At 52.5% G+C, this 24,316-nt stretch carries 16 protein-coding genes; all 16 read right to left on the bottom strand.

What is annotated here, in order from left to right; genetic code table 11:
• Positions 1 to 30: 30 nt before the first annotated feature.
• The 16 genes from parE to BLQ82_RS18200 all read right to left on the bottom strand — a co-directional run bounded on the left by parE (position 31) and on the right by BLQ82_RS18200 (position 24,180).
• The gene (parE, locus tag BLQ82_RS18275; protein ID WP_062521104.1) at positions 31 to 2,013 is read right to left on the bottom strand and encodes a DNA topoisomerase IV subunit B; all 1,983 of its coding nucleotides are present in this window, start codon (positions 2,011 to 2,013) and stop codon (positions 31 to 33) included.
• Positions 2,014 to 2,078: 65 nt separating this feature from the next.
• On the bottom strand, positions 2,079 to 3,068 hold the full coding sequence (locus BLQ82_RS18270) for an ABC transporter permease (protein ID WP_060859703.1): 990 nt from the start codon (positions 3,066 to 3,068) through the stop codon (positions 2,079 to 2,081).
• Complete coding sequence (locus tag BLQ82_RS18265; RefSeq protein WP_062521102.1) at positions 3,061 to 4,041, bottom strand: ABC transporter ATP-binding protein; 981 nt, start codon at positions 4,039 to 4,041, stop codon at positions 3,061 to 3,063. Before BLQ82_RS18265 ends, BLQ82_RS18270 begins: the two co-directional genes overlap by 8 nt.
• Before the next feature lie 49 nt (positions 4,042 to 4,090).
• A complete protein-coding gene (locus tag BLQ82_RS18260; RefSeq protein WP_062521100.1) occupies positions 4,091 to 5,029 on the bottom strand; it encodes a GDSL-type esterase/lipase family protein in 939 nt (312 codons plus the stop codon).
• Positions 5,030 to 5,285: 256 nt separating this feature from the next.
• On the bottom strand, positions 5,286 to 6,044 hold the full coding sequence (locus tag BLQ82_RS18255; RefSeq protein ID WP_074648362.1) for a CAP domain-containing protein: 759 nt from the start codon (positions 6,042 to 6,044) through the stop codon (positions 5,286 to 5,288).
• Positions 6,045 to 6,333: 289 nt separating this feature from the next.
• Positions 6,334 to 8,295 carry a WG repeat-containing protein gene (locus tag BLQ82_RS18250; protein ID WP_062521098.1) on the bottom strand — a complete coding sequence of 654 codons (1,962 nt, stop codon included), beginning with the start codon at positions 8,293 to 8,295 and terminating at the stop codon, positions 6,334 to 6,336.
• 220 nt (positions 8,296 to 8,515) lie between these two features.
• Positions 8,516 to 9,211: a hypothetical protein gene (locus BLQ82_RS18245; protein WP_062521096.1), complete on the bottom strand. Its 696-nt coding sequence runs from the start codon at positions 9,209 to 9,211 to the stop codon at positions 8,516 to 8,518.
• 430 nt (positions 9,212 to 9,641) lie between these two features.
• Positions 9,642 to 10,649 carry a galactose/methyl galactoside ABC transporter permease MglC gene (gene mglC / locus BLQ82_RS18240; RefSeq protein ID WP_025708391.1) on the bottom strand — a complete coding sequence of 336 codons (1,008 nt, stop codon included), beginning with the start codon at positions 10,647 to 10,649 and terminating at the stop codon, positions 9,642 to 9,644.
• 14 nt (positions 10,650 to 10,663) lie between these two features.
• Positions 10,664 to 12,175, bottom strand: a complete 1,512-nt coding sequence (locus BLQ82_RS18235) for a sugar ABC transporter ATP-binding protein (protein ID WP_062521094.1) — start codon at positions 12,173 to 12,175, stop codon at positions 10,664 to 10,666.
• A gap of 124 nt (positions 12,176 to 12,299) precedes the next feature.
• Positions 12,300 to 13,379, bottom strand: coding sequence for a galactose ABC transporter substrate-binding protein (locus tag BLQ82_RS18230; RefSeq protein ID WP_143013486.1), 1,080 nt, complete (start codon positions 13,377 to 13,379; stop codon positions 12,300 to 12,302).
• 648 nt (positions 13,380 to 14,027) lie between these two features.
• The gene (locus tag BLQ82_RS18225) at positions 14,028 to 15,047 is read right to left on the bottom strand and encodes a substrate-binding domain-containing protein (protein ID WP_062521089.1); all 1,020 of its coding nucleotides are present in this window, start codon (positions 15,045 to 15,047) and stop codon (positions 14,028 to 14,030) included.
• Complete coding sequence (locus BLQ82_RS18220; protein ID WP_082722557.1) at positions 15,044 to 16,870, bottom strand: sensor histidine kinase; 1,827 nt, start codon at positions 16,868 to 16,870, stop codon at positions 15,044 to 15,046. The genes BLQ82_RS18225 and BLQ82_RS18220 overlap by 4 nt, the downstream gene beginning before the upstream one ends.
• 3 nt (positions 16,871 to 16,873) lie before the next feature.
• Positions 16,874 to 18,523 (bottom strand): response regulator, encoded by a 1,650-nt coding sequence (locus BLQ82_RS18215; protein WP_062521087.1) that lies wholly within the window; start codon positions 18,521 to 18,523, stop codon positions 16,874 to 16,876.
• A gap of 184 nt (positions 18,524 to 18,707) precedes the next feature.
• The gene (locus BLQ82_RS18210) at positions 18,708 to 19,172 is read right to left on the bottom strand and encodes a GNAT family N-acetyltransferase (protein ID WP_062521085.1); all 465 of its coding nucleotides are present in this window, start codon (positions 19,170 to 19,172) and stop codon (positions 18,708 to 18,710) included.
• The gene (gene purT / locus BLQ82_RS18205) at positions 19,162 to 20,352 is read right to left on the bottom strand and encodes a formate-dependent phosphoribosylglycinamide formyltransferase (RefSeq protein WP_062521082.1); all 1,191 of its coding nucleotides are present in this window, start codon (positions 20,350 to 20,352) and stop codon (positions 19,162 to 19,164) included. The genes BLQ82_RS18210 and purT overlap by 11 nt, the downstream gene beginning before the upstream one ends.
• 147 nt (positions 20,353 to 20,499) lie before the next feature.
• Complete coding sequence (locus BLQ82_RS18200) at positions 20,500 to 24,180, bottom strand: dynamin family protein (protein ID WP_143013485.1); 3,681 nt, start codon at positions 24,178 to 24,180, stop codon at positions 20,500 to 20,502.
• Positions 24,181 to 24,316: the final 136 nt, after the last annotated feature.

The raw sequence follows: 24,316 nt of genomic DNA, 5'->3' as shown, positions 1-24,316 counted from the left end.
GTCACTCCGTATCCGATCCGCCTAAGCTTATTACTCCTCAATCTCCGTAAAGTCAACATTCTCGACAATCCAGCGTTTGCGCGGGTCAACCTTGTCGCCCATCAGCGTGGATACACGGCGTTCGGCCTTGGCAGCGTCCTCGATCTGCACCTGCAGCAGATTGCGCGATTCCGGATTCATCGTAGTCTCCCATAGCTGTTCCGGATTCATTTCACCCAGTCCCTTGTAACGCTGCAGCTCAAAATTCTTCCCGAATTCCTTCAGGTAGTTCGCCAGCTCCTCATCGCTCCAGGCGTAGCGGACCGTCTCCAGCTTGCCCGATTTGCGCGTCAGCTTATAGAGCGGAGGCTGGGCGATGTAGACCTTGCCGGCATCGATCAGCGGCTTCATATAACGGTAGAAAAAGGTCAGCAGCAGCACCTGGATATGTGCACCGTCCGTATCGGCATCGGTCATGATGATGATCTTGGAATAATTGCTGTCTTCTACGGCAAAATCCGGTCCGATCCCCGCACCAATGGTGGCAATAATCGCCTTGAATTCGTCGTTCTTAAGCACATCCAGCAGCTTGGCCTTCTCCGAATTCATCGGCTTGCCCTTCAGCGGCAGGATAGCCTGAATCTTGGAATCCCGGCCCTGCTTGGCTGAGCCTCCGGCAGAATCGCCTTCGACAATGAAGAGCTCTGTGCGTGTCACATCCTTGGACTGTGCAGGCGACAGCTTGCCGCCAAGGTTCGAGCTTTCACTGCGTTTTTTGCCGCTGCGGATTTCATCGCGGGCCTTGCGCGCCGCTTCACGGGCCTTAGAGGCCTGAATCGACTTCTTAAGCAGGCTCTGTGCCACCTGCGGATTTTCTTCCAGGAAACGGGCCATATTCTCGGATACGATATAATCCACGGCACTGCGCGCAGAGGCGCTGCCCAGCTGATCCTTGGTCTGTCCGACGAATTCCACTTCGGCCATCTTGACGCTGATTACCGCCATCATGCCTTCGCGAAGATCATTGCCCTCCAGATTCTTGTCCTTCTCCTTGAGCAGTTGGGTCCGGCGGGCATATTCATTCAGCACACGGGTATAGGCAGTCTTGAAGCCCGTCTCATGTGTGCCGCCGCTGCGGGTCGGAATCGAGTTCACGAAGGAGGCCAGCGTTTCTGTATATCCGGCATTGTACTGCAGGGCAACCTCAACTTCAATATCATCCTTCTCTGAGCTGAAATGTACCACATCATGCAGCACGTCCTTGCCCTCATTAAGGAACTGCACGAACTGGCTGGCCCCGCCTTCGTAATAGTATTCATCCTGGCGGCCGCTGCGTTCATCCGTTAGAATAATGCGCAGCCCGGAGTTCAGAAATGCAATTTCCTGCACCCGTTCTGCCAGTGTATCATAATTCAGGGCAATGCCGTTTGGAAAGACACGAATATCCGGCTTGAACGTAATCTTCGATCCGGTCTTGTTCGTATTCCCCAGAATTTCAAGTCCCGTTACGGGCTCACCGACATGCTCCTTGCCGCTTTTGTCTACCCAATATTCAAAGCGCTGCCGGTGGATTTTACCGTCCCGGTATATTTCAACTTCCAGCCACTCGGACAAGGCGTTCGTGACCGAAGCCCCTACGCCGTGCAGACCGCCTGATTTCTTGTAGCCGGAGCCTCCGAATTTGCCGCCTGCGTGGAGAATCGTAAATACCACCTGCGGTGTAGGCACTCCGGTCTTGTGCATTCCGGTTGGAATTCCGCGTCCGTTGTCGAGCACGGTCACTGAGCCATCCTTGCGGAGTGTAATATCAATCTTCGAGCAAAATTTAGCCAAATGCTCATCTACGGCGTTATCTACGATTTCCCATACCAGATGGTGCAGTCCCGAAGAACTCGTACTGCCGATATACATGCCGGGCCGTTTGCGTACTGCAACCAGACCTTCGAGCACCTGAATGTCGTCAGCATCGTATCCAGTCCCGGCAGTGCCGCCGTTCTTGGAGACTTTTGCAAACATATCGATCTGTTCGAGCATTCATGCTCCTCCTTCTTTCTCTATCTGCGAAATGCAAACAAACGTTTTGGTTCACTTTGTACATTCTAATTCAAAATATCCCGTTTCGTAAAGACGGCGAATGAAATGATCACCGAAAGAATCCCCCAAACGGCCAGTACACCCATGGAAAAAGACAGTGTCATCCCCTCAATGGGGGCGGGCGATCCGGACAAATACCCGGTCAGACCCAGGTTGACCATAAATAAATATTTGGCCGTCGTCCACGCAGAAGCCATATTGGTCAGAATGGTGCCGGCAATCAACGCCGCCATCATGACCACAATGCTTGCGGCTGTGCTGCGGACAAGCACGGACACCATAAAGGCCAGGAGTGCAACCACTACGCTCACGAACCAAATCAAGCCGCCTTGCATCAGCAGATATTTCCACTGCGGTACCGCATGCACGGCAGACATGTCCACCGTGTCCCCGTTCAGCTGAAAACCGGTAAATACAGGCACGTTAAATCCCTTATAGCCAAAAGCAAGACCCGAAATAAGGTAGCTGATCACAAAGGCCGCGAGCACAATGAGCGAGACAAACATCAATAGCGCCGCCATTTTGCTGAACAGCACCTTCCAGCGTTTTACCGGGCGGGTCAATAGCATTTTGATGGTCCCGGTCGTCCGCTCGCCAGAGACCAGATCAGAGGCTACAGCCATAATCAGCAGCGGAATGAACAAGGATACCGAATTGTCCAGAAACTCCCGGGTGAAGGTTACCCCGCTGGGCTCATTGGGGTTCACATCATGATCCAGATAGTACTGCAGCTGCTGGACAAATATTTTGCGGTATGACTTCCATTCCTCAGGAATCCGGTCGCTGCCCAGCGAATTCTGGTTGTCCGTAATCTGCTGCTGGATCTCCAGCCTCCAGTCCGAATTGAACTTATCCTTGTTGCGGTCGGCAATCCGCATCTGTGCATAGGTGAACATAGGTACGAGAACAACCAGAATGAGCAAAATGATGTAGAATCGCTTCTTTTTTATAATCTTCAGGCACTCATTGCGGATGAGCGGTATCAGGCTAGTCAATAGTTTCACCTTCCGTTAGCTTCAAGAATAGCTGTTCCAGTGTGGGATTGATTTTATGCACGGCTCTTACTTCCACTTCAGCTGTAACCAGTACAGCTACAATTTCTGGGATCAAGTCCTCCTCCATCACCGTAACCAGTGAATTCGCCCCCATTCCGGCAATAATGGAATCGTCCAGCGTCACCTCATCCAGCTCCATCAGTGAAATATCCGGGCGGCTGCCCAGGATCTTTTTTGCTCTGCTTAGCGGTTCCAGTTCCCAGAGTACATAAGGAGAATTGCGGGCGACCAGATCCTCTACTCCGCCTACAGCCAGTACCCGTCCTTTGCTGATGATTGCCACCCGGTCACACAGCAGCTGAATTTCGCTCAGCAGATGGCTGGAGACAAAAACGGCAAGCCCTTCAGCAGCAAGCTGGCGGATGAATTCCCGCAGTTCCTTGATTCCTTTGGGGTCAAGCCCGTTGGTCGGTTCATCCAGAATAAGCAGCCGGGGCCGTCCGAGCAGGGCTTGGGCAATGCCCAGACGCTGGCGCATGCCGAGCGAATACGTGCTTACCTTATCGTGAATACGGTGATCCAGCCGGACAATGTCCACGACCTCGTCAATGCGGGCCTTGTCCACTCCCGGCTGCATCCGGGCAAAATGCTGCAGGTTCTCCCACCCGGTAAGGTAAGTGTATACCTCCGGGTTCTCCACAATGGAGCCGACATATTGCAGCGCTTTTTCAGGCTGCCGGTTCACATTATAGCCGCATACGGTAATTTTCCCCTCACTCGGACGGATCAAATCCACAAGCATGCGGATTGTCGTTGTTTTTCCGGCTCCATTCGGGCCGAGAAACCCAAAAACTTCGCCTTCCCGCACATCAAAAGTTACATCGTCAATAATCCATTTACGGCCTATCTTTTTGCGCACGCCCTCGACAGACAGCACTACCGTTCCGGAGCCGCCGCTTTGATCTTTTGCCATCTTTCTCACAGCCCCCTGTTCTCAATGTCCATTTCACTGTTCATGCGGTTTACTGCACTGCCTGTACAATCCGCTCGCTCATCCGCTGGTATCCATCGCCGTTCGGATGAAAATGGTCGCTCGATAAATACTTGTCCAGATGGCGGTTGAACAAATCAAAGGTTGGGACAAGCGTCATATTGCTGTGCTTATTAATAATATCCATCGCCGCATTATTCCAGGCGGTGACCGCCTGATTGCCCGGTACAAGCAGCTCGGGAATATCTCCGAAGGGGTTATAGAGCCCCATATAAAAGATCTGTGCTTCAGGATTAATCTCTGCAATGCGTTCCAGTATCGTATTCAGCCGTTTAGCCGCTTCCGGCAGAGCTGCCAGCAGAGATTCGGGAGTTACATCTTCAGCACCTTCCGCACCTTCCACACCTTCAGCGCCGCCAGTCATCCCCCCGCCAGCACTTAATCCGGAGCCTGTATTGGCACCTGTGCTTCCACTGTCAGTACTTTCCGTTTCCGGTGCCGCTATTTGCTGGCCTTTACTGCTGCTCCCCAGAAGGTCGGAGCCCCTGAACAGATCATTCCCGCCGATCGAGACCAGGATCACGTTGGACTGGCGCAGCGCATATTTCACGCCTTCCTGCTGGAGCCTGCTCTGCAGTCCTGCTGTCGTCATGCCGTTGATCCCCAGGTTGCCGATCAGATTCGCTTTGCTGCCTTTTGCTGTTAAGTCATCTATTGTGCGCTTTACGAAACCGCTTCCCTCGTTATCCCCCGTTCCTTTAGCGAGAGAGTCCCCTAATGCCACTATTTTGATTACACCGTCAGCTTCAGCAGCCGGAGCTGCTGTTTCCTGCGGTAAAGTGGTCAGCAAGGCCTCCCCTCTGGGATACAAGATATCCTTCACTGCATAAACAAACCCGCCCAGCAAAAGAATTGTAGCCGCGATGGAAATCAGGCTGACTGCCCGCCAGGTCCATTTGGAATCGTTCAAAAGCTATCCCCCCGTATGCCGTTCTATTCTGCATTGTTCCACATTTTACATCAATTTCTTAACTATGTAGATAAACATAATTCTTCTATGTGCAATTTGCAAATACTCTGATGACAATTGGCGTGGAACACATAAAATTCTTATATTTGGACAAAAAACCGCTCCCCGGCTGTGCCGGAGAACGGTTCATCGCTGAAGCAGCAATGGTTGCTCCCTGACGATAGCGGAGAACCGTTTCTGCTTGCCTCTAATATTTTTACTTGCCGATGAATTCCTGAACCCAATAATTGTTATCAAAACCGACACCGATATAATTGAAATTCGCACTTAAGATGTTGGCGCGGTGTCCTGCGCTGTTCATCCAGGCAGTCATAACCTCCTGCGGTGTCCGCTGCCCCATGGCGATGTTCTCGCCGGCATACTGGTAAGTAACTCCAAATGCAGACATCATGTCAAAAGGCGATCCATACGTAGGGGAGGTATGGGAGAAATAATTATTCGTACGCATGTCTGTGGCTTTGGCTGCTGCAACTTTGTTCAGGCTGGCCAATGCGGACACAGGCGAAAGTCCGGCTGCAGCGCGTTCCTTGTTGACCAGGGTTACAATCTGCTGGGTGAAGGCTGCGGTTCCCGTGGCATCCGATACTGCCGGAGCTGCAGGCTTAGCTGTCGCCACTGGCGCTGCAGGTTTGGCTGTTGGTGCTGGTGTTGCCACTGGCTTAGCGGTTGGCGCTGGTGTCGCCACCGGCTTGGCTGTTGCTGTGGGCACAGCAGCTGCCGGTTTGGCAGCGACAACTGGCTGAAGCTTGGTAATGGTAACAGTGGAACCGTCATACGAAAATCCGTTGTTTCTGTATTGTTGCAAAAATTCCATAAATTGCGCAAAGTTGCTTGTCTTTATAGTTACTGTCTGAGTTTCAGATGCTGCATTTGCCTGTAATGGAAGAGAAATGCTAAGCGCCATAACAGCTGCTACACTTCCTCCTAACACTGCTCTTAAAGTCTTGCTCTTCATTCTGCCATCTCCTTATTCTTGTTGTAATGTGGGCTGCCAAGAGTTGCTGAATCAAATGTTACAAAGTTGTAATCTGTTCCTCAGTCATTGTAACACAAATCTATCAGCAGTGCCCTTCTAAATTCTGGAGATTGATAGACCGGCAGAGAGCTTGTCCCTTTTGGCAGCTGTAAGACCAAGGCTCCGATTCACATAGCAAAAACGGCTGAACCGTTCCTTTCAGAAACGGCCGCCGCATATTTAAAATTTAATTTTCTTCCATTATATATCAGTGCAGCGGACAGCTTTATCAATGAAAAGACTGCCAGAATTCGCCTTCGGTTGAGATCAGACCCATAATCTCCGCATACGGAATACGGAAGGTCGGAAACCCAGCGGCATAGGGGGCGATTTCATAAGGGGCAAAATACAGGTAAAGCGCCTCTTCATCCACGTAAAACGGCTGATCAGCGGTAATGCCTTTATAAGTATCCGGAAAAACATAATCATACTGGGGATCGTTCGCAATCTGCTTACCGACGATATCACTGAGCTTCTGCACATACTTGCTGCCTGGCTTGAACAAGTCACTGAGACGGTGAAACCTGCCGTTCTTCAGATTGATATGCGTATAGATCCGCGTTGGCATGCCATGTGCCGCTCCGAATGGGAAGCGATACCCGGTCAGTTCCAGAACCAGAAGTTTTTTACGGAAGAAGGATACGTTAAAATCACCGGTATAGCTGAAATCCTGTGCCACCCCGCCTATTCCTGCACCTTCGGCCAGCGAAAGGCTGCGCAGCTTGTCATTCACCTCTCTGGATACATCCGTTACAGCTATGCCTTCCACCACCGGATAATAGACAAGATAGTCTTTGTTCGGCTTGTATTTCTTCTCCAAAACGGAATAGGGCGGGCGGAGTGGTATAATCCCGTTTTGCCTCCATACCTGTTTGCCGCTGCGGTCATAATAAGAGGTTCGCAGATCTACATCCGCCCGGATCAGACTGCCGCTGAAGGACAGTGTGCCTGAGCCAGGGATGACCGGAGGCTGGGCAGACTTTTTGCCGCTTTTATCGATAAAATAGGTATTCTGGGCATCGTAAACGGACGCCAGGCCGTGCTGGTAATTGTTCACGCTGAGCAGAGGATGGCTGCTGAGAATTTTTCCTGTCACCGCATCTGCGATGGCATAGCGCGACCCCCGGTAAGGCTGGGAGGCAATCAGCGGAGTTCCAAGCGCCACCCGGTCCTCGCCAAGCTGCAGCACTTCATAATAGGTGGCCGGAATGATTTGTTTTCCCTGCTTATCGATAAGCCCGTAGGCATTGCCATAGTCTGGCGCTGTATTTATTACCGCTCTTCCACCGGAAAAAGGCAGCGCAGCCGTAAACTGCGGTTGTATCGCTATAGTGCCGTCTGTGCGGAGATAGCCGTATTTGCCGTTTTCCTCCGCCTGGAAGGCAAGCAGCCCGTCTCCCGGATAACCGACAAAAGGATAATGGTACGTATGCAATACAGCTCCCTGCGGATCGATCAGCGCATACTCACCGTCTTTGATCTTAACCAGTGCAGTCCCACCCATGAAATCACCGGCATCCTCATATACGGCTGGCAGCACTTCTTTACCTTGCGCATCCCAATAGCCGTACCGGGAAGTCCCGGTGGTGCTCTGTTTGGAGAAAAGTGCCCGGCCTTCCTGCAGCGAATTCAAATAATCCACCCGCGCCGAAGTGACCTCTTTGCCTTTGTCATCAATCAGTGTATATCCTTTCGCATCCGAGACCACAGCCCGGCCTTCGGAAAACGGGGCAATAAAGGAGTAGACAGGTTTCACTTTTTCCCTGCCGGTGCTGTCGATCAGTCCGCTTCTGTCCTTCCGCTGCACAATAGCCAGCCCGTTCGTCTGAAAGTCTTCGGCATAATCGTATCTGGGCTCGATGGCTGTCTTGCCCTCATTATTGATATATCCCCACAGCGTGCCTTCTTTCAGCTTGAAAGGCGCCGGGTGCAGCAACTCAGCCCTCAGATCGCCCTCCTCCACCTCCGGGAGAACAAACAGCGGCTCGAGAGGTTTTCGGGAGTAATCCACCCGGTACAAGCCCGCTACTGCTGGGATCGTTACGAACAACTCTTCATCCGCACGGATAAAATCCTCATCCTGCTGGGGGATGCACTCGTTCCAGCCGATTCCGTCCCAACGCCACACCTCTGTCTGCACGAGGCCGTTATCCCAGCCTTTGATCAGCTCATTCATTTTGATCCTCAGCATTCATTCGCTCCCCTTTGCTGTAGCCTTATGCCTACAGGATATGGGCAAGGGCGGAGTTATGTGCGTGACCAGGCACGGTTATATAGGAGAGGTGGTGCTTGTTTATTCGCATATTGGAATTGAGGATGTCTTAGTGCAACGAAGCTGCGGTGACAGTCAAAAAGAAAAAAGTGTATGCGGATAACGCAAACACTTTGCTTACAAATAATACATCAAATTATTACTTAATATATTTCTTATTCAAACGATCTTGTCTTAATTTTTCAATTCTAATTTTTTCTTTAAGAATATCCTCTTTGATTTGCTTATCCTGTGCTTCATTTTCTATCTTCGTTTCCTTCTCAAGTAACAATACTGCTTTCTTCTCTTCGAGTGTTTCATTAATTATATTGCTCATAGCAAAGCTCTTTTTTGCAATAAAATTGAAGTAAATCAGATATATCAGCAGAAAAGAAATAAACAAAAGATAAACCACTGCTTTTATCGTATAACTTCTAGCAATTCTTTCCCGCTTAATCTTTGCAGCCGCGTCATAAGCATCTCCGATTTGTTTGTTTCTTAAAACAGGGTCATCAGCTACTCGAATTTGTTCTACAATTAAATCTCTAGCAGCATCAGTTATGGAGTTATCGATAGCATCATAACTATCATTAGTACTGGTTATTACACTTGTAGCCATCGTAAACACCAGTCCAAGCACAGTAAATAAAATTGTTATCGTCTTTATCCAATCACCTAAAGAATTGGCATCTGCTTTTAGAACTCTGAGTTCACTTTCATTTTTGCGAAGCAATTTCTCCTTGGCGAGTTCTAATTTTTCCAGTGGAATGCCTTTTGGTTGTACTAACCGGATTCCTAATTCCTGTTTGAAGTAACTTTCAATGTTTTTGTATTTTTGGATTGTTGAAGTTGCCATCCAGCCCACCTCCTAATAAATACCTATTTTGTATATCGGTATTTTCCAGAAAAAAATAAGGACAACCTGTAAGCGGTTGTCCTTAGGCGGCTGTCAAGATCTTGACGATAGCCTGAAGCGTTTGCGAAATACCCACAAACGCATTTTATACTCCCCCTCCCCCTCCCCCCCCCGAAGCGGGGAGGGAGCTACCTTAGGTGATACAAGTGGCGGAGGGGAGGTTTGGAGCTTTAGGAGCGATAGCGTCCGCCTGAAAGCTCGCACCGAAAGCATAAACTGTCCTCGGATTTCTACCGCTACCAGCGGTTCAAATCAGGATATCCGAGGACAACAGCGGCCGGAAGCCCAAACACTACCCGCAGCCACGCCCTTATCACCTCAAACACTTTTCCCTCAACACTCTCCCTCAACTCTTCCCTCATCACTTCGCCTACTTCTTCGACGAATATTTCCGCATATCAAACGATACCGCAGCGATTATGATCAGACCTTTGATGATCAATTGGTAGTAAGGGCTGATGCCGATAAAGGTCAGACCGTAGTTGATCAGGGTGAAGATAATAACACCGACGAGTACGCCAGGTACCGTACCGATACCGCCTGTAGTGGAAACACCGCCGACTACGCAAGCCGCGATGGCGTCAAGTTCGTACATGTTACCATAGTTGTTCGTAGCACCGCCTGTTCTGGCAGCCTCAAGCACACCAGCCAGACCATAAAGGGCACCGGCGATAGCATAGATGTAGATCAGGTTCTTGGATACATTGATCCCGGATACCTTGGCAGCCTGCATGTTGCCGCCGATGGCGTACATGTTTTTGCCCAGCTTGGTTTTGTTGAACAGCACCCAGACAATGGCGGCGACTACCAGGGCTATGATGACAATGTACGGTATAGAATATTGACCACTGCCTATAAAACCGGAGCCGATTTTGGTGAAGTCCGGACGCAGGCCGCCGATCGGCTGCGATTGGTTCGGATCCATATCAAAGTACAGAGAGTTCAAACCGTATACGATCAGCATTGTGCCCAGTGTGGCGATAAATGGCGGAACGTTAAGCTTGGAAACAATAATACCATTGATGAGACCGCAGAGAAGACCGGCAACGATGGCGATGAGAATGGGCAGCCACACCTGCACCTGCGGCATATCCGGGAAGAAACGGCGGGAATAATCCGGTATTTGCAGCATGGAGGCCGAGATAACCGCTGTGAAGCCTACGACACGCCCCGCTGATAAGTCCGTACCGGCCGTGATCAGAATAAAGGCCACCCCAAGGGCGATGATTACGCGGGTCGACGACTGAATCAGCACGTCGCGCAGGGTGTTGATGGACATAAAGCTTGGCTCATAAATGATAATTCCTAGAATTAGCAGTACCAATACGATATAGATGGCGTTCTGAGTGACAAAGGATTGAGCTTTTTTAACGTTCATTAGTAGTTTCCCCCTTAATGCTGTGCAGCGAGACGCATAACTTCGGTTTCCGTAGCCTGCTCGCCTTCTAGTATTCCTGTAAGTCTGCCTTCCGACATGACCATTACGCGGTCGGACATCCCGAGCAGCTCCGGCATTTCAGAAGAAATCATGATGATGCTTTTGCCCTGCTTTGCCAGGTCGGCGATGATCGAATAAATCTCGAACTTGGCGCCGACATCTATTCCGCGGGTAGGTTCATCCAGCAGCAGAACCTCCGGCTCGGTGAGCAGCCACCGGGCCAGCAGCACCTTTTGCTGATTGCCCCCTGACAGATTCATGATCTGCGTCTTGGTGGTCGGTGTCTTGGTGCGCAGCTTTTCGATCATTTTATCGACTTCCACCTTCTTCTTTTTGCCGTCAAGCAGGAAGTAAGGGGTCTTGTAATGATCCAGATTGGCAATTGCCCCATTCTCATGAACCGACAACACCGGGAAAATACCGGTTACACGGCGCTCCTCGGTGAGCAGGGCCAGCCCGTGCTTTTTGGCATCCTGCGGCGACTGAATGTTGACCTTTTTGCCGCCAATAGAGATGCTTCCGGATTTAATGGACCGCAGGCCGAACAAGGCTTCAATCACCTCTGTCCGCTGTGCGCCGACCAGACCGCCAACGCCGAGAATTTCACCGCGTCTGAGCTCAAAGGACACATCCTTGAACGAGCGGGGCTCCGTTGATGTAAGCCCTTCCACTTTAAGAAAAACTTCACCTGGAACGTTATGACGCTCCGGGAACCGGTTGGTCAGGTCACGGCCGACCATTCTGGAGATAATCAGATCTGTTGTCAGCTCCGCCGAAGGCCAGGTGCCGATTTTTTTACCGTCACGCATGATCGTCACTTCGTCAGAGATTTCAAGAATTTCTTCCATTTTGTGAGATATATAAATAATGGCTACGCCTCTTTTCTGCAGATCCCGGATAATCCGGAACAAATGCTCCACTTCGACGCTGGTCAGCGAGGAGGTTGGTTCATCCATTACGATGACACGGGAATGAAAAGAGACCGCTTTGGCGATTTCGATTGATTGGATTTTGGATACGGACAGCTTGCCCACCAGGGTTTCGGGATTCAGATCGATATCCAGATCCTTGAAAAGGTTTTCAGTGTCAGCATACATTTTCTTGTGGTCAATGAACTGAAGCGGTCCGAAGCCTTTTGTCGGAAAACGCCCCAGCCAGATGTTCTCCATCACATTGCGGAACGGAACGGGATGCAGCTCCTGGTGTATCATGGAGATTCCGTGGCCCAAAGCATCATTGGAATTCGTAATATTAGCCTTTTCACCATCCAGAAAGATCTCACCGGCATCCGGTGAATAGATTCCAAACAGACATTTCATCAGTGTGGACTTGCCTGCACCGTTTTCGCCCATAAGCGCATGGACTGAACCCGGCCTAACCTTGAGGCTTACGCCGTCCAGCGCTTTCACGCCGGGAAATTCTTTGGTGATATTGTTCATTTCCAGCAAAAATTCAGTTTTTGCCATGTTGTTTCGCCCCCTACGCTTTTTTCTTTTTCCATGAGAGGCACAGCGGTTCTATCCTGGTCCCTACCCGTAAGGAATTCCGGGAAACGGATTTTCCGTTCCCCGGTATGATTTTAGTCCAAGCTTATTTAGCGTCAGCTACATTGTCTTTGGTGATCTTTTTGTAGGAAATCCATACATATTGGTTGTCGGTGATGTCAAAGCCCACGTTTTCTTTGGTTGGAGCTTCGCCTTTGGCCAGAAGTGCAGCCAGTGTAATCGCCGCTTTACCCTGGTTGTTGGCATCGTTCAGCACCGTACCGAGCATGGTTCCATCCTGCAGCGCTTGAACCGCCGGAGCTGTTGCGTCAACCCCTACAACCGGCATGTACTTGTCGCCTGTAAAATATCCGGCAGCTTTCAGAGCTTCGATCGCGCCGAGGGCCATGTCATCGTTGTTGGCAAGAACGGCTTCAATCTTGTCGCCATGGGAGCCGAGGAAGGCGGCCATTTTTTCTTGTCCTTTTACGCGGTCCCACATTGCGGTATCTTCAGCCAATTTCTCTACCTTGATGCCGGCATCTTCAATGGCCTGGATGGAGTAAGTGGTGCGCAGCTCTGCATCCTGATGTCCTGGCTCGCCTTTCAGCATTACGTATTGGAGCACACCGTCTTTGTTTTTGTCCGCTTCAGGGTGAGCCTTCCAGTAATCCACAATCAGCTGGCCGGACATGGTGCCGGACTCTTCTGCTTTGGCGCCGACATAGTATACTTTGTCCCATTTCTTCATATCTTCCGGAAGCGGTTCGCGGTTCAGGAACACTACCGGAATGTCTGCGGTTTTGGCTTTATCGATAATTACGCCTGCTGCCGTACGGTCAACCGGGTTGATCAGCATGCCGTCGTATTTTTTCGTGATGAAGAGGTCCACCTTGTCGTTCTGTGTAGGCTGCGAGTTTTGGCTGTCTACGATATCTACGGTAGCAATGCCTTTGGCAGCCGTATCAATCGCGTTGCGGACACCGGTCATGAACGTGTCGTCAAATTTGTAGATGGCCACGCCCACTTTTGGAGTTTCACCCCCAGCAGCACCGGAGTTTGCACTGTTGGTGGCTTCTGCAGCATTGCCTTTATTTCCGGTATCGGCATTATTGTTGCCCCCGCAGCCTGCTAAAGCCGCACCCAGCAAAGCACTAGCGAGTAAAACGGAAGTGATTTTTTTCATAATTATTTGACCTCCTGATAATTTTCTTTTTAGTTGTATCCGTTATGTACCGGGTACGTCTTTATTATGCCCGACGTGAAAGCGATTGCGAATATAAAATCCTCATCTGTTGTATGAAAATTCTCATATGCTGAAAAGCGCAAAACGGCTACGCCGTCCTTCACTGGTAGCGCAGCTGTTGTGGATTTCAATTGAGCGTTTGCCTGGAGGACCCTTCATGAATAGCGGCAATTCCAAGTGGAAAAAGGATCACTAAGTGCCCCAGCACACGGATTTTTGCAGCCTAAGTTGGAAAAAGGATCACTAATTCAGCTCATTTCGCTTCTGAATCAGTAAAATCACCCAATTAAGTTCCCTTTTTCCAACAATTGATTGTTCACCGACAGCTTCGCCGTCCTTATAAGGAGCCTATGCTTCGGAAGCAGTGATACAGAGTATCGTTTCGGCAAGTTATAGAAGGATAATGGATATCGTGCAACAATATATTTTCTTAGATTTGCACATACATTTCCATCATACCGGATCAATTCCTATTTAATCTTTGCCGGTCTCTTAATCAATCCTTAAATGTGCATGCAAACAGGCCCGTACTCCACTATGCAGTGGAAATACGGGCCTGTTGCTCTTAAACCGGTATTTGAAGCTCCGCTACCTTACAAACGGAAACAGCAGCTTTTGATTCTCCGGCCACAGCATATTGTCGAGGTCAATCAGCTTCGTTCCGGTATCTACGCGCTCCGGCACATCCATGCCTTCCGTGGCCTCTACCGCGTATTTGACCGCTAAATATCCGTTATTGAAGGGATTCTGGATCACTGTGGCCTGAACCGTACCGTCCTGCAGCATCTCCAGCATGGAAGGCGAACTGTCAAAAGCCACCATCTTCAGCGGACTGGGGCCCAATTCCTGAATCACTTTGCCTGCACCCTGCGAAGCCGTTTCATTCAGTGTGGCGATCCCGCGAAGATTGGGGTGGCTATGCAGCATGTCCCGGGTCAGCTGTTCCGCGTCGGCAGTGTTGGAGGAGGTATAAGAAATCTGCACAACCTCAACATTAGGGAAACGGGCAGCATAGTTGAGAAACCCTTTTTCCCGTTCATCCGCATCCCGTGCGCCGTAATCAATCGTCCCCGTCGAACTGGTCTGTCCGCTTGTGGAGTTGGTAAAATTGATGATTCCGATCTCTCCATATCCGTTCAACAGATCAATCAGTCTTTCCGCGGATTTTTGCCCCGCCTCATAGCCGTTGGAGCCCACATAGGTTTTCACCTTGGCCGAGCCCACCTCCGCATCGACTGAAATCACCGGAATCCTGTAGTATTCCGCCTGATCCACAACCTGCGCAAGCCCCATATAGCTGCTGGCTGCAAGAATGATTACATCGGCCTTTTGCTTGATGGACTCTTCCACCATGGTGATCTGCTCATCAATGTCGCTTTCCGAATCCGGCGCCTTGAACGTCAGCTTCACATTAAACTCTTTGGCGGCGGCTTCCGCCCCCAGCTTCACCGTATTCCAGTAATCGCCCCGGTTCATTTTTACAATCATATGGACGTTGTGTGTTTTATTTGAGCTGATGTATGCCGGAGAGGTGCCCAGACAGGAAGTAACCGCAAGCCCCAATACCGCGCACAGCAGCAGCACAAGCCCTAAGCGCAAGCTTTTCATTGTACGGACTCCTCCCTTCCTTCTTCCGGCCCTTCTCCGGCTTTGACCGCAGGAAAGCAAATGGTCACTGTCGTTCCCTCTTCAAGCTCACTCTCAAAAGCAAGTCCGTATTCCCGCCCGTAGACCAGTCCGATCCGTTCATTCACGTTCCGTACGCCTACACCTGAACCGCTGCTGCTCTTGCCGCCGCCGCTGAGCAGGGTACCCAGCGTTTCCTTGCTCATGCCAAGCCCGTTATCGCTGACCCGGATGACAATCAGACCCTCCTGCAGCCCGGCAGTTATAGTAATCAGACCTTCATCCGGCAGCATTTCGATGCCGTGGTAGAGGGCATTCTCTACAATCGGCTGCAGAATCAGCTTAATCGTCTGATAGGCCAGCACCTCTTCCTCAGCCCGAATCTCATAACGGAATTTATTTTTGAAGCGGAAGCTCTGAATGACCAGATAGTGCCGGATATGATCCAGCTCCTCCTGCATAGTGATCATATTCTTACCTTTGCTCAGACTGATGCGGAAAAATTTCGACAGCGATTGAATCATCGTCACCACCTCATCCGTTTTGCCGCGTTCTGCCAGCCGGATGACCGAATTCAGCGTATTGTACAGAAAATGGGGGTTGATCTGCGACTGCAGGACTTCAAGCTCACCCTTGCGCTTGGTTTCCTGCTCGTAGATAATCTGGTCCATCAGCTGCCTGATCCGCTGCAGCATCATGTTGAAACGCCGCGACAGCTGTTCCACCTCGTAGGCACCGCTGACATGGATCGGCGTATTGAGATCCCCCTCCCCTACCAGCTTGACGGTACGCTCCAGCTTGCGGATGGGACTGGCAATCAGCCAGGAGAGGAGAATGGATAACACGATCACACCTACAATCACGACGCCCAGAAACCAGGCCAAAAAATGGTTCAGGTCACGTTTGGTGGTCACAATCTCATCGTAATATGCCACGCCCACAATCTTCCATCCTGTCAAATCCAGGGTGCGCACCGTAATAAAACGTTTCTCTCCTGTCGATTCGTCCAGGTAGCTGCGGAATTTATACTCCAGCACAGGCTCCACATTCTCATACTTCAGCCCGGCATAGATCAGCTGCTGCTGCGGATGATAGACAATGTTCCCTAACGGGTCAAGGATATAAGCGTAGCCCCTTTTCCCCAGCTTAACCTGTCTGCTGAGCTCATCAATGGTGCGGAAGTTGAAATCGATCAGCAGAATCCCTTTCCTGATTTGCCCGTTCTCTTTGTATTCAATCATTTTGCTGATCGAGACCACCCAGGTGTAGCGTCCTTTGAACAGATTCTGTATGTGGGGAGCGGAATAGGAGATTTCAGGGTTTTTGACCGCCGAGGTGAACCAGCTCTGACTCTGCAGTTGGGTGTTGATCCGCATGCTCTGCCCGGGGGTGCCGACAACATATTTTCCCTGGGGAGTGAATACCGCTACTGAAACCAGGTCCTCACGGCTGCTCATCAGCATATCCATCCGTTCGCTAAGCAGGGGTGAATCAATGGAAGGGCTGGAGGTAATATGCTCCTCTGCCGTTTCAAAAATGTTCCCCATCCCTTTGACATACAGCTCCAGGTTGTAATTCACCTGCTCAATGATCTGCTGCATGTTCATATTGGCATTCGCTTCGGCCGTTGCGGAAAATTTGTTGTACAGCATAAAACTGACGATCACTGCAACGAGCACTGTGACCGCCGTAAAGGTTAAGGTTATGATGAGCTGGATACTCCGCAGCTTGGAGGGCAAGCGGAGCCTGCCTCTTCTGCCCGGCTGCGGGCGGTGCGGAAAAAAATAAGCCTTCGGCTTGTTCATGGCTTATCCTCCCCGGGCGCTGTTTTTGTACTCTTTAGGCGATTGTCCATATTTCTTGCGGAAGCAGAAGCTGAAATAGTTCGGGTCGGCAAAGCCGATCCGTTCGGCGATTTCAAACGCCTTCAGTTCTGTCGACCGCAGCAGCTCCTTGGCGGCTTCAAGACGGATCTGCAGCAGGTAGCTGACAAAGGTCATCTTCATTTCTTTTTTGAAAATGCTGCTGAAATAGCCTGTACTGATGTGCAAATGCTGGCAGACCCTGCCGATGGAAATGTCGGATTCCTCATAATGGCTGCGGATATAGTCCTTGGCCTGGTCAATGAGCTGCTTGTAACTGGACTGCCGTTCCATAGCAATGGAATCCATCAGCCGGCTGCATACCTCGATAATCCACTCTTTAGCTTCACCCATATTGTTGAACTTATGAAGCTCTGACAGTGAAGTAAACCCTAAGCCCGGATAATCGTTCATCTCACTGCCCGACTCCTTGGCCACCCGCAGAATCGTAGTGATGATCTCCAGCAGGAAAATCTGGTATTCCTGGGTGCTTACCTGTGCCGCATCCAATCCGCCAAACAGCTCGTCCACGACCTCCTTGAGCTCTTGAAGGGTGCCCAGCTTAATCGTGCGGATCAGCGACTGCTGGGTCAGCTCGTCATAGGCGAGCATACGTCCTACCCGGGATTCCACATCTTCAATCCAGATGACCCGATTGTTGCCTAGGATCAGCCGGTAATCCAGCGCCTGCAGCGCATCATTGAAGGAATGGGACAAAAGAGACGGGGAATGGCAAGCCGTACCGGAACCCGCGGTTACCGTCAGTTTAAGAAAACGCTGGACATTCTGGCGGATTTCTTCGAGGGTAGCATACGTCCTGCCGGTAATGGAGGCCTCGTCCTTCTCTTCGCTTACCGAGAGCAGCACCACATTATCCCGGTGGATAAATACTTTGCCGAAGCTGTGCTTCTGGCATATTTCTTCAGCAATATTCAGCACAGCGAAGAGCTGCAGATTGCGGTCTCCGGTATCCCTGAGCGATACCGGTCTGCTGCCAACAGCGCCCGTTCCACCGCCTTCACGGATATAATCGACACTGATTACGGAAGCCTGAAACAGCTCTCCGTTAAGAGGGATTCCGTATTCCGCGCTTTTCCCGGCAATTTCTTCCAGCCGGAGCCTGCGGGAAACCAGGGAGGAAAGGAACTGTTCACGGAGCACTGGCAGGCTTTTGCGGTAATGCTCACTAAGTACAAACACATTCTCCTTCTCGGCAATCTCCGCCTCAATCGCCGACCTTACCTTAAGCAGTACGTCGATCAGCTCCTGTGCAGAAAACGGTTTCAAAATATATTCATCAATTTGCAGCTTGATGGCCTTCTGGGCATATTCGAATTCATCGTAGCCGGTCAATATAATAATCTTCGTATTGGGATGACGGCTGCGAATCCACTCGGCCAGCTGCAGCCCGTTCATAAATGGCATCTGAATATCGGTAACGACCACATCCGGCAGCAGCCGGTCAATGGAATCCGCGGCTTCCCGTCCGTTTTCGGCCTGATCCACAATCTCAAACCCGTACTGTTCCCAGTCGATTTGCGCGATAATCCCTTCTCTTACATCTTCTTCGTCCTCGGCAAGTATCAATTTATACATCCTTCATCCCTCTTTGAATCAGGTTTAGGTCATACTATAACTATTCTAGCTGATTCGAACGGCTCAATCTATGGTTAAGTTAAGGAAGTGGCTGGGATAAGGAATTACATAAAATTACAGGCAGGACCGCATAAAAAAAACCATCCCGCTTGACCCGGGATGGGGATGATTGGTGCATATAGGCCTATAGCAATGATTTGTTGAAACGGTAACCGGTTGTTTTTTCGAACCCGATATGACGGTAAAAAGCATGTGCCGGCGCACGCTCCACGCGGTTGCCGCTTCTCAGGAAGAGCTGGCAGCAGCCCTGCTGGCGGGCCCAATCCTCCGCTGCGGACACCAGTCTTTTGCCAAGACCGTTGCCTCTCAGCTCCTCAGCTACAATCAGTGCGGTAATTTCCGTAATACAATCTGCATGTTTGTAATACGATCTTACCTTCCGTAGTCCAACCATTCCCACAACTTCATTATCCAGTTCTGCAACAAGTGTGCAATGGAACGGATCTGTCTCCATGTCTTCCATTCTTTCTTTCATCACGCTAAGCGTTGTCGGATAGCCGAATTCCCGCAAAAGGGCTGTGACTCTCTCCAGATCATTTAAGCCGCATTTGCGAATTTGCAGTACCTGCTCCTGAGTACTACTGTTCATCCTCAATAACCTCCACTTTTAGCATAGACGCCGCCTGCTTGGCTGCTGTCCGCGCGATCTCCACATCTTCCGCTGCACTTAATGCTACGGCCATCCGCCGTCCAGGACGGATCTCCGGTTTGCCGAACACTCTAACCTGCGAACGGGGAAGCGCCAGCGCTTCGCCAATGCCGGTTACCTGAAAAGCTTGTCCGGCTGTTTCTGCCTTCAATGTTGCTGATGCGCCCGGTGACAGCAAATGCACCGGGTCGAGCGGAAATCCAAGAATGGCTCTGACATGCAGAGCAAATTCCGATAAATCCTGTGTAATCATGGTAACCATGCCGGTATCATGCGGTCTCGGCGAAACTTCGCTGAACAATACCCCATGATCCGTAAGAAACAGCTCCACTCCAAAAATCCCAAATCCGCCAAGCTGATCCGTTACTGCCCGGGCAATGCCTTCAGCCTCAGCCAGCTGGGCTGCGCTCATGTGATGGGGCTGCCAGGATTCCACATAGTCGCCGTCCTTCTGGATATGCCCGATGGGAGGACAGAATACCGTTCCGCTGACCGAACGAACGGTCAGGAGTGTGATTTCACTCTCGAAGGTGACAAAAGCTTCTACGATCACCCTTGTTCCTTTGGCACGTGCGCCTTCAATTGCAGTATTCCAGCAGTTCTCCGCATCCTCCGGTTTCCTGCAGATGCTCTGCCCTTTGCCGGAAGAGCTCATGATCGGCTTAATCACGCAAGGGGTGCCCAGTATCTCTACGGCCTCGCGCAGTTCTTCCAGACTGTCCGCAAAGCGGTAGTCAGCCGTCGGCAAGCCAAGCTCCTCGGCAGCCAGCCTGCGGATACCTTCCCGGTCCATGGTCAGCCGGGCCGCACGGGCGGTAGGAATCACGAGGAACCCTTCTTCCTCCAGCTCCTGCAGCGCATGTGTGGCGATGGCTTCAATCTCCGGTACGATCAGATCCGGTTTCTCGGCACGAATGAGCTTCTTCAGCGCTTCGGCATCAAGCATATCAATCACATGGGAACGATGGGCCACTCCCATCGCCGGTGCATCTGCATAACGGTCCACAGCTACGGTCTCTACGCCAAGGCGCTGAGCTTCGATAATGACTTCCTTGCCCAATTCTCCGCTGCCCAAGAGCAGCAGCTTACGGCTCTGGGATGAAAAAGGAGCTCCCCACATTGTCGATTCCAACCTCTTTCAGCAATTTTACTGCTTTGTTCTATTTTTCTGTAAACGAAGCAGTTCTAATTGTAAATTTTCAGGCTCCTTTATTTTCTTCCATCATCCGTCAGAATGCAAGTGTTCTTCGACATTTTCCTACAACCTTCACAGATCATTGTCCACGAGATTGTCGAAAGCTTCTTCCAGGCGCAATAATTCTCTGCTGAGTCTGTGCCAGTGCTCTGCTGAATCACCCCCTTTCAGCAGCTCTGTGATCGCTGCTTCCCGTTCCGTCAGACTCTCGCGCAGCGCATCTCCAGCGCGCAACAATGCGGCTTCCACACTGTCTGTATAGAAACCGAGAAGGAAGGACTCCAGCTCTTCGGCTGCTCCTGCAACAGCTTCCTTCATCCAAGGCTCTGCCGCTGCTCTGACCTCATTCCGTCCCGCCCCTTCGAAGAAGTGGCGCGGCGATTTGAACCGGCTCCAGAGCGCCGGCCAATCCAGCGGGGCCAGCCTGCATTCCAGCTTGGCCGGAGAAGGCCAAGGTTCCTTGTCATTTTGCAGGAACTGCAGCTCCTCTGCGGGTATGGACAGTTCTTCTGCCGCCGCGGCCGCTGCGCTATGCGCAAGCCGCCTTCCGGCCGCCTCCAGCCGCAGCGTGGTAGCCCACAGCTCCTGCTCCAGCTCACGCTGGACCGTCCGTTCCAGTTCTCTTCCGCAGGCTGTAAAGATTTCTTTCAGATTTCCGCCATCCTCACGGAGCAGCGAAGGATGGAAGGACTCCTGGAAGAAACGGCCGAAAGCAAAGGAAATCCGCTGGCGGACATGATACAGCAGTTCTTCGCCTTCCCGGCGCAAATCCCGGCCCGGCCGTTCCTCTCCTGCCAGCAGACGCAGCCGCTGCTCAGCTATGCGGCGCTGGTCCTGCAGCTCCCGCATTTGCGCTTCACGCTGTCCGGCGGCCTGGCGGGCCTTCTCCTGCCACTCCTCTGTCCGGCGGCGGACTGTGCTTAGGCTGTCTTTGGCTGCGGCCACTGACAGCCGCGGCAGCTCCCCGCCGGCAAAATCCGCCAGCGCCTGCTCAAAGCTGCTGAACCGGGAAGCCTCATACCGCTCCCGGTTGCCAGCCGTTTTGCCTTCCAGTGCAAGCAGGCTGGAGAGGGAATACATCTGCGGCTTCATCAGGCCGCCGGCCCGCAGATTCTGCGCAACATGCTGCTGAACCTCCTGCAGCTCCTCTTCATCCGAGGCCAGATCGGAGGCATTGATGATAAAAAACATTTTATCCAGTGCGAAGCTGTCTTTGATCCGGCCCAATTGGGCCAGCAGGCCCCGGTCCGCCTTGGAGAAGGCATGATTGTAGTAGGTTACAAAACATATCGCATCCGCGTTCTTCATGTAACCAAAGGTCACTCCGGTATGACGCGCATGAAGCGAATCCGCGCCGGGAGTATCCACCAGCACAATCCCGCTGGCGGTCAGGGGACAGTCGTAATAGAGATCAATCCCCTGGATGAAGCAAGCCCGGGTCTCTTCGGCGACCAGCGTCCGGTATTCCTGCAGATTAACGGTACGCACCGTGCCAAGCAGCGCTTCGGCTTCCTGCCAGCCGGCGGCTGCCGCCCGCAGAAAACCGGCATGCGGCAGTGCCGAGGGGTGAAGTCCGCTGGCCTGCAGCTCCGCAGCCGCAGCGGTCCAGGTCTCCGGCTGCGGGGCGGCCAGCTGCAGCACGCTGAAGGAATGGAGGATGTCCGCCCAGAAATCCTCCCGGCTCTTCATGGTGACAACCGCGCTGGCGTGACGGAAGTCCCCTTCCGGCGCCAATATGCGGTTAACCGCCGCTGTGGCGGGATGCGGCGACACAGGCAGCACTTCTTCGCCCAGCAGGGCATTGGCGAAGGAGGACTTCCCGGCGCTGAACGCTCCGAACAGCGCCAGGGTGAAGCGGCCGCCGGCGAGATCCGCCGCCCGCGCCGCCAGGCTGCGCGCAGCCGAGGCCATGGCCGGCTCGCGGCGCAGCAGCTCCGCCGCAGCGTCCAGCGCCGCTGCGGCCTTCCCGAGCCGGCGGCGCCCGCCCGCCGGCGAAGCCGTCCCCGCCGCCAGGCTGGCGGCGGCGGGGCTACCAGCCGCTGCGCCTAGCGGCGGCTGGGTCTTGCGCGGCGCGGCGCTGAGCGCGCCCGCCCGCGGGGTGACCCTCACCTCCGGCAGCGTGCCGGGGGTGAGGGTGCGGCGCTGCGGCAGCTGCGCCGCGAGCTCTGCCGCGCGGGCGTCCGCCGCGCGGTCAAGGGCGTCCAGCGCGGCCAGGGCGCGCGCCTGCCGCTGCAGAGCGGCCTCGCGGCGCGCCAGCTCCGCGCGCTGCCCGTCAACGAGCGGCGGCAGCTTCGCCAGCAGCTCATCGCCGGCACCCAGCGCGGCGCGGCGGAACTGAGCTTTAATTTCAGCCGCAAGCGTGCGGCAGAAATTAAGCAGCGCCTCCCCGCTGAAGCCGGTTCCCGGCTTGACAGCAGCCGCCAGCCCCTCGGGGCTGACCGCCGGGAACGCCTGCTTCAGTGCCGTCTCCGCCGCCTCGTCCCAGACGCCGAGGCCTTCTCCCCATTGCCGCACCAGTTGAAGCAGATGCCACTCCAGCTGGGCGGCAATCTCCCGGGTCTGCAGCGCATGCCAGGCGGCCAGCCGTTTCTGCTGCTCCTTCTCCCGCTTCGCAGCCGTGAAGAGCAGTCCCTTGCGGAAGCCGGGACTGGCACTCTCGGCGTAGGCTCCGGCTGCTTCCCGGACCTCTGCCGGCATCAGGCTGCTGTTCCCCAGCAGCGCATCCACACCGGCGCGCAGATTCTGGCGCGCCTCCTCCCCAAGAGCGTCGAGTTTTACCTGTTCCTCCGCGCACTTCTGAAGCGCCTGCTCTACGTAATCCAGTCCATCCTCTCCCGCTTCCTCCAGCAGTCGTTCTCTTTCCTCCCGCTGCTCTTCCCTGTAAGCTCCCAGGGCTGCATCTGCGGTGTGATAGAGAGAGCGGGACAGGCTGTATTGCAGCAGCTCCTCCCGTTGTTTCAGAAGGCTGTCAATCAGGGCCAGCAGATTCTCCCACTGATTGAGTGGATGCTCCCGGACCTTAAGAGAAGTAAAAAGAATGCCCGCCGGATGAATTCCCCATTGACCGAAAGCGCTTTCCAGTTGCTGGCGGTACAACTCGATGGTGATTTCCTGTTCACGGTGTTTATCAATCTGATTAATAATGAGATACAGCGGTTTGCCCCATTCACTGAGAGCTTTCGCAAAGGCGAGATTATTCTCGGACTGCACATGATTGTAATCCATGACATAAAAAACGACATCAGCCAGATGGAGCGCCGAATGCGTTGCTGCCTGATGTCCGTTATCGGTGGAATCTACGCCTGGAGTATCCATTAGAACCCCGTGGCTCCCCAGCAGCGGGACATTCTCCCACACGGAAATCGCTGCATATTCCCCGCCCTTGCGGCAAAAATCCTGGAGCTGCTCCGGCGTTGTCTCCCATGGTACCGGTTGGACGCCAGTCTCAAGGGTATGCGGATATAGAAGAACGCGGGGGGACCCGCTGCGGATGGATACGATATTGGCACTGGTCGGAACCGGACCTGACGGCAGGACCTGTTTGCCGCACAGCTGATTAATCATGCTCGACTTTCCTGCCGAAAAATGGCCGCAAAAAGCAAACGTCAGCTCACCGGCAGCTGCTTTTGTCTCCAAATCTGTGATAATTTGCACTGCAGCAGGGTCTCCCCACTGTTCCAAAAGCATTCTAAGCCCAAGGTAGGGCTGCTCTTTCAAGATCTCATTCGGCATTTCAGCCCGACCCGTTACCACATTAACTCCCACCTTCGCTGCCTCCAGTATCGTACGGTTATCAAGAATAGAATAATTACATTTTATCACCAGTTTGCCACATTTCAAATCAGAACTATTTACAAAATCCCCTATAATCCTTTACGAATCTTGCCGC

The organism is Paenibacillus jilunlii (assembly GCF_900102965.1).
Lineage (GTDB): Bacteria > Bacillota > Bacilli > Paenibacillales > Paenibacillaceae > Paenibacillus_AQ > Paenibacillus_AQ jilunlii.
The sequence above is the reverse complement of the archived record's forward strand: the minus strand, read 5'-3'. Positions and strand labels throughout refer to the sequence as shown.